The sequence below is a fragment of the Vineibacter terrae genome (genome assembly GCF_008039615.1).
GTDB classification, from domain to species: domain Bacteria; phylum Pseudomonadota; class Alphaproteobacteria; order Reyranellales; family Reyranellaceae; genus Vineibacter; species Vineibacter terrae.
In genome coordinates this window covers 163,469-177,618 of record NZ_VDUZ01000009.1, presented here as the reverse complement: position 1 = coordinate 177,618, position 14,150 = coordinate 163,469, and the positions used below count along the sequence as shown (strand labels likewise).

The 14,150-nt window shown below is 68.4% G+C and carries 12 protein-coding genes; 10 read left to right on the top strand and 2 right to left on the bottom strand.

What is annotated here, in order from left to right:
• Positions 1 to 258 precede the first annotated feature (258 nt).
• The 5 genes from FHP25_RS10515 to FHP25_RS10495 all read left to right on the top strand — a co-directional run bounded on the left by FHP25_RS10515 (position 259) and on the right by FHP25_RS10495 (position 5,025).
• Positions 259 to 1,476: an NAD(P)/FAD-dependent oxidoreductase gene (locus FHP25_RS10515; RefSeq protein ID WP_147846884.1), complete on the top strand. Its 1,218-nt coding sequence runs from the start codon at positions 259 to 261 to the stop codon at positions 1,474 to 1,476.
• Between the two features lie 38 nt (positions 1,477 to 1,514).
• Positions 1,515 to 1,835, top strand: coding sequence for a 2Fe-2S iron-sulfur cluster-binding protein (locus FHP25_RS10510; protein WP_147846883.1), 321 nt, complete (start codon positions 1,515 to 1,517; stop codon positions 1,833 to 1,835).
• Between the two features lie 21 nt (positions 1,836 to 1,856).
• Entirely contained in the window at positions 1,857 to 2,894 is a 1,038-nt protein-coding gene (locus FHP25_RS10505) for a DODA-type extradiol aromatic ring-opening family dioxygenase (protein ID WP_147846882.1), read from the top strand.
• A 10-nt stretch (positions 2,895 to 2,904) separates the two neighbouring features.
• A complete protein-coding gene (locus FHP25_RS10500; protein ID WP_147846881.1) occupies positions 2,905 to 3,726 on the top strand; it encodes an SDR family NAD(P)-dependent oxidoreductase in 822 nt (273 codons plus the stop codon).
• A gap of 90 nt (positions 3,727 to 3,816) precedes the next feature.
• Positions 3,817 to 5,025, top strand: a complete 1,209-nt coding sequence (locus tag FHP25_RS10495; RefSeq protein WP_147846880.1) for an SAM-dependent methyltransferase — start codon at positions 3,817 to 3,819, stop codon at positions 5,023 to 5,025.
• A 47-nt stretch (positions 5,026 to 5,072) separates the two neighbouring features.
• Here the strand turns inward: FHP25_RS10495 and FHP25_RS10490 are convergent, their stop codons facing one another.
• Positions 5,073 to 5,972, bottom strand: coding sequence for an amidohydrolase family protein (locus FHP25_RS10490; RefSeq protein ID WP_147846879.1), 900 nt, complete (start codon positions 5,970 to 5,972; stop codon positions 5,073 to 5,075).
• A 166-nt stretch (positions 5,973 to 6,138) separates the two neighbouring features.
• On the opposite strand from FHP25_RS10490, the gene FHP25_RS10485 reads away from it, so the two are divergent.
• Genes FHP25_RS10485 through FHP25_RS10475 form a run of 3 tightly spaced genes read left to right on the top strand, consistent with a single transcriptional unit; the run spans position 6,139 to position 9,399 of the window.
• Positions 6,139 to 7,407 carry an MFS transporter gene (locus tag FHP25_RS10485; RefSeq protein ID WP_147846878.1) on the top strand — a complete coding sequence of 423 codons (1,269 nt, stop codon included), beginning with the start codon at positions 6,139 to 6,141 and terminating at the stop codon, positions 7,405 to 7,407.
• 34 nt (positions 7,408 to 7,441) lie between these two features.
• Positions 7,442 to 9,028 (top strand): ABC transporter substrate-binding protein, encoded by a 1,587-nt coding sequence (locus FHP25_RS10480; protein WP_147846877.1) that lies wholly within the window; start codon positions 7,442 to 7,444, stop codon positions 9,026 to 9,028.
• Positions 9,029 to 9,048: 20 nt separating this feature from the next.
• Positions 9,049 to 9,399, top strand: a complete 351-nt coding sequence (locus tag FHP25_RS10475) for a cupin domain-containing protein (protein ID WP_147846876.1) — start codon at positions 9,049 to 9,051, stop codon at positions 9,397 to 9,399.
• Positions 9,400 to 9,405: 6 nt separating this feature from the next.
• On the opposite strand, the gene FHP25_RS10470 is transcribed toward FHP25_RS10475, so the two are convergent.
• Positions 9,406 to 10,542 (bottom strand): mandelate racemase/muconate lactonizing enzyme family protein, encoded by a 1,137-nt coding sequence (locus FHP25_RS10470; protein WP_178133447.1) that lies wholly within the window; start codon positions 10,540 to 10,542, stop codon positions 9,406 to 9,408.
• Between the two features lie 274 nt (positions 10,543 to 10,816).
• Between FHP25_RS10470 and FHP25_RS10465 the strand changes: the two genes are divergently transcribed.
• Together FHP25_RS10465 and FHP25_RS10460 are read left to right on the top strand one after the other, a co-directional pair.
• Positions 10,817 to 13,042: an LPS-assembly protein LptD gene (locus FHP25_RS10465; RefSeq protein WP_147846874.1), complete on the top strand. Its 2,226-nt coding sequence runs from the start codon at positions 10,817 to 10,819 to the stop codon at positions 13,040 to 13,042.
• Positions 13,043 to 13,124: 82 nt separating this feature from the next.
• A complete protein-coding gene (locus tag FHP25_RS10460; RefSeq protein WP_147846873.1) occupies positions 13,125 to 14,105 on the top strand; it encodes an aldo/keto reductase in 981 nt (326 codons plus the stop codon).
• Positions 14,106 to 14,150 lie beyond the last annotated feature (45 nt).

The window sequence follows — 14,150 nt, the reverse complement described above, 5'->3', positions numbered from 1 at the left end:
GCGCGATGACGGCCAGCCTACTCGGCGGCCTTGCGCTCGACCATGTCCATGACGCGGTCGCAAAGCGCCCGGGCGCCGCCGAACAGCTCGGCATTGGCGCACAGGCCCTTTCAAGTCAATAAAAATAACAAACATCCGTTAGAATCTTGAACCGGCGACCGGCCCACGGTTATAGTGCCATCGGACGCGGGTGCACGACCAATCGTCATTGCGCTACGATGCCGGAACTTTTCTCGGCATCTTTGCAGGCAGGAACGCGTGAACGAATCGCTTGTCATCATCGGCGCAGGACATGCCGCCGGCCAGCTCGCCGCCAGCCTGGCGCAGGACGGCTTCAAGGGCGCCGTGACGCTTGTCGGCGAGGAGCCGCATCCGCCCTACCAGCGGCCGCCGCTGTCCAAGAAGTTCCTGGCCGGCGAGGTCACCCTGGACCGCCTCTATGTCAGGCCGCCCGCGTTCTACGATAAATCAGGCGTCCGCCTGATGCTGGACACCCGCGCCGTGGCCATCGACCGGTCGGCGCGCACCGTCGTCATCGACGGTGGCGCGGCGCTTCCCTACACCACCCTGGTGCTGGCCACGGGCAGCCGGCCGCGCGCGCTGCCGCTCGCCGGCAACGATCTCGACGGCGTGCTCTACCTGCGCACGGTGCAGGACGTGCAGGCGATCCGCGCCCGCCTGGCGGCGGGCCGGCGGCTGGTGATCGTGGGTGGCGGCTATATCGGCCTGGAGCTGGCGGCGGTCGCCGCCAGGCAGAAGCTGCAGGTCACCGTCCTGGAGCAGGCGCCGCGGCTGATGGCACGCGGCGTCGGCCCGATCGTCTCCGGCTTCTACGAGCGGCTGCACCGCGAGGAAGGCGTGAACGTGATCACCGGGACGGCCGTCAGCGGCTTCGCCGGCGACGACCGGGTCACGCATGTCGTCTGCGGCGAGGCGCGGCATGAAGCCGACCTCGTGGTGGTGGGCGTGGGCGCCGCGCCCAATGTCGAGCTGGCGCGCGACGCCGGACTTGCCGTCGAGGACGGCATCGTGGTCGATGCGCAGTGCCGCACGGCGGATCCGGCGGTCTATGCCGTCGGCGACTGCACCCGGCGACTGCATCCGATGCTGGACCAGAACCTGCGGCTGGAGTCGGTGCACAACGCGCTGGAGCAGGCGAAGATCGCGGCGGCTTCCATCTGCGGCCGGCCGCCGCCGGCGATGGAGACGCCGTGGTTCTGGTCCGACCAGTACGACGTGAAGCTGCAGATGGCGGGGCTGTCGGGCGGCCACGACACGGCCATCGTGCGCGGCTCGCCGGACAGCGGCCGGTCGTTCGCGGTCTTCTACCTGCGCGACGGCGTGCTGATCGCGGTCGACGCCGTCAACCGCATGCCGGAGTTCATGGCGTCCAAGGCGCTGATCGCAGCGCGGGCGCGGCCCGACCCGTCGCGCCTGGGTGACGAGCGCGTCGCCATGAAGGCGTTTGCCGTCTAGGGTAGGCCGTCCACGGTAGCGTCACCAGGAAAGAGCACATGGCCAAGATCACTTTTCAGGACAACAACGGCAAGGAACAGACAATCGAGATCAGCAACGGCCTCTCCATCATGGAAGGCGCCGTGCGTGCCATGGTGCCGGGGATCGATGCCGATTGCGGCGGCGCCTGCTCCTGCGCCACGTGCATGGTCTATGTCCCCGACGACTGGCGCGACCGGCTGCCGGCCAAGGACGCCAACGAAGAAGCCATGCTGCAGTTCTGCCCGCATGCCGACGAGCGGTCGCGCCTGTCGTGCCAGATCAACGTGAGCGACGACCTGGACGGCTTGCGCCTCTCGCTCCCCGAAAGCCAGCATTAGAACCGCCGAGAGGAAGCGACCATGGCCGAGATCCTGGCACTTGGGATTTCCCACTACCCGCCGCTGGCGGGCACCGACGAGCGCATGTCCTGGATCCTCAAGCGCATGCTGCAGAATCCGAAGCTGCCGGCAGCGCTGCGGACACCGGCGGGCTGGCCCGAGCCGATGCGCGCCGAGTGGGGCAACGACGAGGGCACATCATCGGCCATGCGCCACCGCGCCGACCTGGTGGGCTGGATGGACAAGACCCGGGCTGCGCTCGACGCCTTCGCGCCCGACTTCATCCTGATGTGGGGCGACGATCAGTACGAGAATTTCCGCGAGGACATCATCCCGCCCTACTGCATCAACGCCTATGACCGCTTCACGTTCTCGCCGCCGCCGGGCAATGTATGGGGCGAGACCGACAGGAAGTTCGACCTGCCGGGACATCCGGCCGCTGCCAAGATGCTGGCCAGCCGCCTGATCGAGGCCGGCTTCGACACGGCCTATTCGTACAAGCCGCTGCACCACCCGCTGGGGCACGCCTTCACCAACGCCGTCATGTACCTCGACTACGGCCGCAAGGGATTTGCCTATCCGATCGTGCCCTTCGCGGTGAACTGCTACGGGCGGCGGGTGATCTCCCAGCGCGGCGGCATGCCGGTCTTCGACCGCGAGCTGAGCGACGACGACCTCGACCCGCCCGCGCCGACGCCGCGGCGCCTGTTCGATCTCGGTGCCGCGACGGCGCGGATCCTGGCCGAGTCGCCCTACCGGGTGGCGCTCCTGGCCTCGTCGGGCTGGTCGCATGCCTTCCTCACGGCCAAGAACCATTTCCTGTATCCCGACACGCCGGCCGACCAGCGGATGTACGACGCGATGTGCGCCGGCGACTACCAGACCTGGCGCAACTACACGGGCACCGAGGTCGAGGACAGTGGCCAGCAGGAGATCCTCAACTGGGTGTGCCTGGTGGGGGCGCTGAGCGCGCTGCAGCGCAAGCCGCAGCAGACCGGCTTCGTCGACACCTGGATCTTCAACTCGTCCAAGGCGTTCCTGATCGCGCCACCGCACTGAGGCTGCCGCCATGAAGCTGAAGGACAAGGTCGCGATCGTCACCGGCACAAGCCCCAATATCGGCGGCGGCATCGCCGAAGGACTGGCGGCGGAAGGCGCAGCGATCGTCGCGGTCGATGCGCACGCCGCCAACGCCACGGACTGCGCCAACGCCGTCGCCGGCGCCGGCGGCCGCGCCATCGCCGTCACATGCGACGTCACCGACGAGGCTCAGGTGAAGGACGCGGTGGCGGCAGCGCTGGCCGCGTTCGGCCGGATCGACGTGCTGGTGAACAACGCCGCGTTCTTCAACAAGAAGGGCGTGATCGACATGTCCTTCGAGGAGTGGAACCGGCAGACCGGCGTCATCCTGGGTGGCGCCTTCCTGTTCACCAAGCATGCCTGCAAGGCCATGATCGCGCGCGGCGCGGGCGGCAGCGTGATCAATATCATCTCGACGGCAGGGCACCAGGGCGAGCCCGGCAACATCGCCTACAGCACCGCCAAATGCGGGCTGATCAACTTCACGCGGTCCGCCGCCATGGAGCTGGTCGGCCACGGCATCCGGGTCAACAGCCTGACGCCGACGGCAACCGATCCCGCCGAATCCTTCGAGCGCGCCGCCCGCTGGGGCCGCGCCGTCAAGCGGCCGGAGAATCTCGACCGGGTGATGGCGCCCTTCCGCGCCCGCATTCCGATGCAGAGGCTGCCGGTGCCCAGCGACTACGGCCGCGCCGCCGTGTTCCTCGCTTCCGACGATGCCGGCATGATCACGGGCACCGATCTGCGTGTCGATGCCGGCGCCGTGGCGCGCTACTGGGCCTGGGATCCGGCCGCCGCCGTCCGCGTGTGATGATGCGCGCCGGCCACTGGCCGGTCAGCCGGGCGTCAGGCCATGCCGACAGGGTCGCCATGGCTTCGACGGACTCGGGAACAGACCGCCATGCTGCTTGCCTGGGCGCTGCGCCGCCTGATCCGGCGCGGCCATCTCACGCTGATCGATGCGCGGGGGCGGACGTTCGAGTTCGGCGCCACCGGCGCGCTGCCGGCCGCCACCATGCGCCTGCACGACGCGACCCTGCACCACCGGCTTGCGCTCGAGCCCGAGCTGGCCCTGGGCGAGGCCTGGATGGACGGCACGCTGACGACCGAGGGCTGCACCCTGGGCGAGCTGCTGACGGTGCTGTCGCTGAATCTGGATACCGCGCCAGCCCTGCCATGGGAAGCCGTGGGCGAGCGGCTCGCACCGGTCCTGCGCCGGCTGCAGCAATACAACCCGATCGCGCGCGCCCGACAGAACGTGGCGCACCACTACGACCTCTCGGACCGGCTCTACGATCTGTTTCTCGACTCGGAGCGGCAATATTCCTGCGCCTATTTCAGGCACGCCGACGATTCACTGGAGACCGCGCAACGCAACAAGATGCGCCATATCGCGGCCAAGCTCGCGATCGAGCCCGGCATGCGGGTGCTGGACGTCGGATCGGGCTGGGGTGGGCTGGGGCTCTACCTGGCGCGGACATGCGGCGCCGATGTCACCGGGCTGACCCTCTCCACCGAGCAGCATGCGCGCTCGAACGCGCGCGCCCGCGAGATGGGGCTGCATGACCGCGTCCGCTTCGCGCTACGCGACTATCGCGAGGAGGCCGGCACCTACGACCGCATCGTGTCGATCGGCATGTTCGAGCATGTCGGTGTCAACCACTATCCGGCCTTCTTCGCGACGCTGAAACGACTGCTGGCGCCGCAGGGTGCGGCCCTGCTGCACGCCATCGGCCGCATGGACGGGCCGGGCACCACCAACGCCTGGCTGCGCAAATACATCTTTCCCGGCGGCTATGCGCCGGCCCTGTCGGAAGTCCTGCCGGTGATCGAGCGCGCCGGCCTGTGGGCCTGCGACGTCGAGATCCTGCGCCTGCACTACGCCGAGACCCTGCGCCACTGGCACGAGCGCTTCCAGAGCCACCGCTGTGAGGTCGCGGCGCTGTATGACGAGCGCTTCTGCCGGATGTGGGAGTTCTATCTCAAGGGCGCGGAGATGGATTTCCGCTACCTGCGCACCATGGTGTTCCAGATCCAGATCACGCGCCGGATAGACGCTCTGCCGCCGACCCGCGACTACATGGTCGACTGGGAGCAGATGCACGCGTGAGATAGTGCGGCTTTTCTTGTCGTCCGGAGCGCGAAGGGATGGAAGGGTTAGAATCCGTATAGCGCCGTGGGGTTGTCGACGAGGACGCGCTTGCGCAGCGCCCGGTCGGGTATCCAGCGGCCCAGGATCGCCAGGGTTTCGCCGGTGCCCATCATGCGCCTGGCGAAATGCACATGCGGCCAGTCGCTGCCCCACAGCATGCGCCCGGGCGCCGCCGCCAGAAGCGCCTGCGCCATCGGATCGACGTCGGTCCAGTCGCGGTCCTGGGCGCTGATGCGATAGGCGCCGGAGATCTTCACCCAGGCATGCCCATCCTTCACCAGCGCCAGCAGCGCCTGGAACGCCGGATGCCCGACGCCATCAGCGGCGGGCACCATGGCCATGTGGTCGATCACCACGGGCACCCCCAGCCCGGGCAGGCGCGACGCCACCTCGACCAGGCGCGCCGGCGTGGTCAGCAGCTGCAGGTGCCAGCCCATGGGCGCGATGCGCGCTGCCAGCATCTCCAGCGCCTCGAATCCGACACCGCCGCCGACCGACACGTTGAGGCGCAGGCCGCGCACGCCGGCATCGTGCATGTCACGCAGCGCCGCGTCGCTGACATCAGGCGCCGCCACGGCGACGCCACGCAGCCGCCGCTGATGGTTGCGCAGCGTCTCCAGCATCAGGCGGTTGTCGGTGCCGTGCACGCTGACCTGCACAAGCACGCCGTGGGTCATGCCCAGCGTGTCGAGCATGCGCATGTACTGCCGCTCGGTCGCTGCCGGAGGCGTGAAGCTGCGGTCGGGCACGAAGGGATATTCAAGGCCGTCGCCGATGACATGGGCGTGCGAATCGCAGGCGCCGAACGGCACCTGCCACGACGGCGGATGCAGGTCGGCCCGCGGGCCGGCGCATGCCGGCGCCGCGGCCGTGGCCAGCGGATGGACGGGCGGCTCCCGCGTCATGGCGATCTTCCCTGGGTCGACGGTCGGCGCCGTCCTGCCCCCAGTCAAGCACCCCCCGGGCGCTGCGACAAACGCCTTGCCGCGCCGCCGAAGCGGGTCGTCACTAAATTGTCGGCGGCCGCTGAAGCGGATGCTACCGTCGCGGCTGGTTTTGATGATTGGTGCCATGATCCGACAACGTGCGTGGGCGGCGATCGCCGCTGCGACCCTGCTCAACCTGCCGATGGGGTCGCTCTATGCCTTCAGCGTGTTCCTGAAGCCGCTCGAAGCGTCGCTGGGCGCCACCCGCTCCGAGCTGTCGGCCGTGTTCGGCGTCGCGACCGTCTGCTTCACGCTGGGCATGAACCTAGCGCCGCGCCTGTTCCATGTCGCCAGCGCGCCGGTGCTGCTGCTGGGCTGCACCGCCGGCGGCACGGTCGGCGTGGCCCTGGCCGCGGCGGCGACCAGCCTGGTGCAGCTCGCGCTCGGCTATGGCGTGCTGTTCGGCATCTGCGGCGGTGCCGCCTACATCTTCCTGCAGCAGGGCGTGAACCTGATCGTGCGCCGCCGCCTGGGGCTGCTGAACGGCTACATCGTGAGCCTCTATCCCGCCGGCGCGATGATCGCGGCGCCGCTGTTCGGCTGGGCGCTCAGCCGCTGGGATGTGCACACGACCCTGGCCGGCCTGGCTGCCGCCGTCGCGGCGACAGGACTGGCAGCCACGGCGCTCGCGATGCATGGCGGCGTGCGCCTGCCGACCGCGGCGGCGCACACGTCGTCATCGGCTGCCGGCACGGCGCGGGTCTGGATCTTCTGGCAGATCTGGACGGTCTTCTTCCTGGCCGCGGCCGCCGGCCTCACAGTGCTGAGCCAGGCGGCCGGCATGATCGTCGCGTATGGCGGCTCGACCGCGATGGCGCTGGCGGCGACCACGGCGATCACCGGCGCGATCGCGGCAGCGCGGCTGGGCGGCGGCTGGCTGGTCGACCAGTTCCCGGTGCCCGTGGTGATGGCTGCCGCCCATGTGCTGGCGCTGAGCGGCACCATCGTGCTGACGCTGTGGCCGACGCCCGTCGTGTCTCTGGCGACGCTGGCGATGATCGGCATGGGCTACGGCTTCATCTCCGGCTCGACCGCCGGGGCGATCGCCGCCTATTGGCCGAGCAGCGACTACGGCCGCATCGCCAGCCGGCTCTACATCGCCTGGTGCGCCGCGGCCGTGACGCTGCCGGTGCTGGCCGGGCATCTCTATGATCTCTCCGGCGGCTACCGGCTGGCGATCGCCATCGCCGGCTGCGGCAATCTGCTGGGCATCGTCGTGGCCTGCTTCCTGCCACGGCAATCGCCGGTGAAGTCCGAAGCGGGCGGCGCGTCCGGTTCCCAGGCCGTGTCGAACGCACCGCGCAGTCCGTCCGGCACCATGAGCGGCCGTGACTCGACGATCGCACGAGGCTAGCCTCCGCCATCCGTTCCGCCCTGGGAGGCTGGCGATGTCGTCCCTCTTGACCCGGCAGCTGCGCACCCTGCTCGTCACCGCCGCACTGGTGGTGTCGGTCCTCGTGGCGCCGGCCCTGGCGCAGAAGACGCTGCGCGTGGCGATGCATTCCGACCTCAAGATCCTGGACCCGATCTGGACCACGGCGCTGATCTCCACGCACCACGGCTATCTCGTCTACGACACGCTGTTCGCGCTCGACGAGAAGCTGCAGGTGCGGCCGCAGATGGTCGAGCGCTACGACGCCAGCCCCGACAAGCTGGTGTGGACCTTCACGCTGCGCGAGGGCCTGGCCTTCCACGACGGCGCGCCGGTGACGGCGGAAGACTGCGTGCAGTCGCTGAAGCGCTGGGCGGCGCGCGACACGGTAGGCCAGAAGCTGATGTCGTACGTGGCCGAGCTTGCGGCCGCCGATGCGCGGACCCTGCGCATGACGCTCAAGGAGCCTTACGGCCTGGTGCTGCAGAGCCTCGCGAAGTCGGGCTCGAACGTGCCCTTCATGATGCCCAGGCGGGTGGCGGCCACCGATCCCAACACCCAGATCACCGACGCCACCGGCTCGGGCCCGTTCATCTTCGTCAAGGATCAGTGGAAGCCGGGCGAGAAAGCCGTCTACGTCAAGAACCCGCGCTACAAGCCGCGCGTCGAGCCGCCGTCGGGGCTGGCCGGCGGCAAGGTGCCGATGGTCGATCGGATCGAATGGGTGTGGATCCCCGACCCGCAGACCCAGGTCAACGCCCTGATTGGCGGCGAGATCGACCTCATCGAGATCTTGTCGCCCGACCTGCTGCCGCTTCTGACCGACAGCAAGGACATCGAGGTTCGCGTGGTGAACGCGGCCGGTCGGCAATACGCCATGCGCTTCAATGTGCTGCACAAGCCGTTCGACAATCCCAAGATCCGCGCCGCGGCGCTGATGGCGCTCAGCCAGAAGGAGTTCCTCGACGCCAATGTCGGGGATGCCAAATGGTACCGGATATGCAAGTCGCTGTTCCCCTGCGGCTCGCCGCTGGAATCGACGGCGGGCTGGGCCGATGTGCTGAACGGCGATGCCGCCAAGGCCAAGGCGATGCTGGCCGAGGCCGGCTATGACGGCACGCCTGTCGTGCTGCTGCACCAGACCGACATCAGCGGCCACAGCAACCTCGCCACTGTCGGCAAGGCGCAGCTCGAGCGCGCCGGCTTCAAGGTCGACCTGCAGGCGATGGACTGGCAGTCCCTGGTGGCGCGCCGCGCCAAGAAGGACCCGCCGGCGCAGGGCGGCTGGCACGCCTACTTCACGTCATGGAGCTCGGTCGACGTGCTCGATCCGGTGGCCACCAGCTTCCTCAACGCCGCCTGCGACAAGGCAACCTTCGGCTGGCCGTGCGACGCGGACCTGGAGAAGCTGCGCGATCAGTACGCCAAGGAAACCGATCCCGACAAGCAGAAGACGATCGCCGAGGCCGTGCAGCGCCATGTGCTGACCTATCCCACCCACGTGCCGCTGGGCCAGTTCACCACGCCGACGGCGTTGCGCAAGACCGTCACCGGCATGCTGGCCGCGCCGTCCTTCGCTTTCTGGAACATCGACAGGAAATAGAGCCGCCGGAGGTTGCTGCGATGCGCGTTCACAATCTCTATGCCGATGCTGACGGCGAATCGCATTTCCGCGACGTCGAAGTGGAATGGGTCGAGGACACGCCCGGCGGCAAGCTGTCGAAGCGCCTGCCCGCCACCGGCATCATCTTCCGCCAGGTGCCGCCCACCTACGATCTCGACTGGCACCCCGCGCCGCGGCGCCAATACATCATCAACCTCGATGCCGGCGTGCAGATCACGGCCAGCGACGGCGAGGCACGCGTGATCGGCGCCGGCGAGGTGATCCTGGTGGAGGACACCAGCGGCAAGGGCCATCTGTCCAAGGCGCTCGACGGCAAGCTGCGCCACTGCATCTTCGTGCCGATCGACTAGGCTGCCTCACTCGACCCGGTACTGCGCGACCACGGCAGGGTCGAGCGTGACGCCCAGCCCCGGCCCGGGCGGCAGCAGCAGGTGGCCCTCCTCGAGCGCCAGCGGCGTGCGCAGCAGCCGCGTGCGCAACGGGTTGTCGCTCATGTCGTACTCGACCAAGGTCGGATAGGGAATATTGTCGCCATGCGGATGGGCCGGCTGCGAGGCGACCAGATGCAAGGCGGCCGCCAGGCCCACGGCCCCGCCCCAGGCGTGCGGCGACACTCTCAGGTTGGCCGCCTGCGCCATCACCGCGATGCGCTTGGCCTCTGTAAGGCCGCCCACCGTGGGGATCGACGGCTGCACGATATCGACACAGCGCCCCTCGATGAGCTGCCGGAAATCGCGCAGCGTATAGTGCGCCTCGCCGGCCGCCAGCGGAATGGGCGAGCGGACGCGCAGCTCGGCATAGCCCCGCAGGTCGGCCGGCGGCAGCGGCTCCTCGAGCCAGTGGATGTCGTAGCGCTCGATGGCGCGGATGCAGGCCAGCGCCAGATCGACCGTGTAGTTCCCGTTCACGTCGACGATCAGCAGCGCGTCGTCGCCGAGCATCTCGCGCGCCAGCCTGCAGCGCGCCGCATCATCGGCCGGCCCGCGCCCGATCTTGATCTTGGCGCCCGCATACGGATGGGCTTTCACCACCGCCAGCTGGTGCTCGAGCTGATTCGTCGGGTCCTTCGAGAAGAAGCCGGTCGAGGCATAGACCGGCAGGCGGTCCGTGCCACAGCCGCCGATCAGGTCGCAGGCGCGCACGCCGTGGGTCCTGCCGATGGCGTCGTGCAGCGCCAGATTGATGCCCGACAGGCAGGCGGTGAGCTGGTTCTGCGCGCCCAGATGGTACATCCGGTTGCGGATGCCGGCTTCGACATGGTCGAAATCGTAGATCGACCGGCCGCGGAACAAGGGCTCGATCATCTGGAAATAGGCGCTTGTCACGCGCGGATCGCCGAAGGCCTCGCCGGTGCCGGTCACGCCCTGGTCAGTGACGATCTCGACCAGGCCCCCCATGCGCCGGTTGCCGACGGCCCGCGACATGCCGAAGGCTTTTTCCGGAGGCATGACGTATTCGAGGCCGGTGAAAGCCAATCGTTCGATCGTAGGCACGGCGGTCCTCCTGGGCAGCTCGGCCATCAGGAACCGAATGCCCCTGCCGGCGCAAGCCCCGGCGGGCGGCGCAGGCGGAGCCGACGCCGGCTTCGCCGTGGCGCGGCGCCCTGTGCATGCCGCGCTGGAAAGGATGGATGACTTGGTGCAGGCGGCTTCATATGATGCGCCGCCGTAGCGGATGACCGGGGGACAGTGTGACAGGAGGAGCCAGTGCGCGTACGCAGTCGAGGCTATCCAGACCGTGGCCCCCTGCCGCTGGTGGTGACAGCCAGTGACTGCCCTACGCGCGCTCATTCTCCTGGTTGTCGGCCTGGCGTTCTTCGAGACTGTCCCCGCGTCGGCCCAGCTTCGGCCGGACAGGAAGCCCGACCGCACTGACCCCGACCGGGTCCGCCAGCAGCCGGTGGTGCCCTCGCGCGAGAAGCCGTCCACCGAGCAGCCGGTGCTCGTGCAGGCCAACGACGTCACCTACGACCGCACGACCGACGTGGTCACCGCCAGCGGCAACGTCGAAATGTCGCAGAACGATCGCATCCTGCAGGCCGACCGCGTCGTCTACGACCGCAAGCGCGACATCATGACCGCGATCGGCCATGTCCGCATCGTCGAGCCTACGGGCGAGGTGATCTACGCGGACCAGATGCAGGTCACCGGCGACCTCAAGGAAGGTGCCGCACGCGACATCCGGGCACGGCTGGCCAACGACGCGCGACTGGCCGGCAACAGCGGCCAGTTCACGGAAGGCAAGATCACCGAGATCAAGAAGGCAGTGTATTCGCCCTGCGATCCCTGCAAGGACGATCCCATGCGCGCCCCGCTGTGGCAGGTGAAGGCGGCGCGCATCGTCCACGACAAGGAAAAGAAGGACATCTACTTCTACGACGCCACCCTGGAGTTCTTCGGCGTGCCGGTGGCGTGGACGCCCTACTTCTCGCATCCCGATCCCAGCGTGAAGCGGCGTTCCGGCATCCTGACGCCCAGCTTCGAGCACTCGGGCCAGCTCGGCTACGGCATGACGCTGCCGTACTACGGCGTGATCGACGACACGGCCGACATCACGCTCTCCCCGCGTTTCCTCACGAGGCGCGGCCTGGTCATGTCGGGCGACATCCGCAAGCGCTTCGACGAAGGCGACATCCAGTTCAAGGGTTCGATCACCCGCGACTGGTTCCACGACCGCGAGGGAGCCGAGGTGCGCGGCCATGTCTTCGGGACCTCGCAGTTCAACCTCGACGAAAACTGGCGCGCCGGCATGCAGCTCCAGCGTGCCACCGACAAGACCTACCTGCGCTATTACGATATCGACAGCAGCTCGTTCCTGACCAGCAAGGCCTGGGTCGAGACGTTCAACCGCCGCAGCTACGGCTCGATCTTCGCATACGGCTTCCAGGAGATGCGCTCGAACGTGTCGCAGCGCCAGGCACCGTATGTCCTGCCGATCGCCAGCTACAACTTCGTGGGCGAGCAGATGCCGTTCGGCGGCCATTTCATCGCCGACACCAACATGCGCTACCTGTTCCGGGACGAGGGTGCCGACAGCACCCGCCTGATGGCGCGCATCGGCTACGATTTCACCCACGTCACGCGCGACGGCCACGTCTTCAACGTGCTGGCAACGGTGCGCGGCGACATCTATGACGTCCACGACGCCGTCGACCCGGAGAACACCGCCAACCAGTTCACCGGCGTCAAGGCTCGCATCTTCCCGCAGATCTCGGCCGACTGGCGCTATCCCCTGATGCGCCGCGCCGGCGAGCGGTCGTATTTCACGATCGAGCCGATCGTGGGCTTCGTCGCCGCGCCGCCCATGGGGCGGCAGTGGAAGATCCCCAACGAGGACGCCGTCGACCAGGTGTTCGACGAGACCAACCTGTTCAGCCCCAACCGCACCACCGGCGACGATCGCCTCGAAGGCGGCCAGCGCATCAATTACGGCTTCAAGGTGGGCCTCAACGATGCCGGCGGCGGCTCGAGCTGGGTATTCGTCGGCCAGAGCTTCCGCTTCCAGCGCGACACGTCCTTCCCCAGCGGCAGCGGCCTGCGCTCGGGCCTCTCCGACCTCATCGGCGCCCTGTCGATCAGCCCTGGCCGGTACTGGGACGTGTTCGGGCGCATCCGTGTCGACAAGGACAATCCGACCCGCGTTCGCCAGGTCGACGCCCTGGTCAGCGCCGGGCCGCGCGAGTTCCGCGGCTTCCTCGGCTATATCAAGGTCCAGGACAACCTGCAGCCGACGGCGTCGCTGGGCAACCGCTCCGAGGGGCGGATCGGAGTCATCGTGCGGCCGCACGAGAACTGGATCGTCACGGCATGGGGATCGCGCGACCTCCAGGCCGGCGCAACCCGCGAGATCCAGGGCAAGGTCGAGTACGAGGACGAGTGCTTCCTGATCGGCCTGCGGGTGACACGCCGCTACTTCACCGACAAGGAAATCAAGCCCGATACCCGCATCGGGTTCCAGATCAGGCTCAAGCCGACCACGGACACGACGTTCTGATGGCCCGCCGGAAATGCCCCCCACAGGGCTGACGGAACCGCGCCGCGATATCATATGATGCCCGCATCCCAGGGAGGGCACGATGGAGTTGCGCAGGCTCGGACGGACGGAGTTGAAGACATCGGTGCTGGGTTACGGCTGCGGTGCCGTGGGCGGCCTTATGGTGCGCGGCAGCGCCGCAGACCAGGAGCGCGCCATCGCGCGCGCAGTCGAGCTGGGCATCAACTATTTCGATACGGCGGCGCTGTACGGCGATGGCGAGTCGGAGCGCAATCTCGGCCGGGTGCTCGCGACATTGCGGCCTGACGTCATCGTGGGCACCAAGGTGCGCCTGCCGACACCGGTCGAGCGCGGCCGGATCGGCGATGCCGTGGCCCGCTCGCTGGAGGACAGCCTGCGCCGCCTGGGCCGCGACCATGTCGATCTGTTCCAGCTGCACAACCCGATCACCACCGACGGACACGGCACGACGATCGGCGTCGCCGCGGTTCTGGATGAAGCTGTCGCCGCCTTCGAACGCCTGCGACAGCAGGGCAAGACCCGCTTCATCGGCATTACCGCGCTGGGTGACACGGCGGCGCTGCACACCGTCGCCGACGCCCGCGCCTTCGACACGGCGCAGCTCGTCTACAACATGCTGAACCCGACAGCCGGCAACGCCGCACCCGAAGGCATGCCGGGCCAGGATTATGGCCGCCTGCTCGACCGCACGCAGCGCGCCGACATGGGGGTCATTGGCATCCGTGCCCTGGCCGGCGGCGCGCTAAGCGGCAGCGAGGCACGACACCCGATCGGCATGGCCGCCGTCGACCCCATCGGCTCGGGCCCGAGCTACGCCGCCGACGCCCGTCGGGCGCGGCAGTTCGAAGCCCTGGTGCGCGAAGGCCATGCCGGCAGCATCATCGAGGCCGCGCTGCGTTTCGTCATCGCCAACCCGGCGATGACCACCATGCTGGTCGGCACATCAACGCTCGACGAGCTGGAGGCGGCGGGGCAGGCGGTGAGCAAGGGACCGCTGCCGCAAGCCGCCCTGGCACGGGCCGCTGCCATCGCCGCCGGGTAGTACCTGGAATCGCTGGTCGCTGATACACCTGTCATCCCGAGCGCC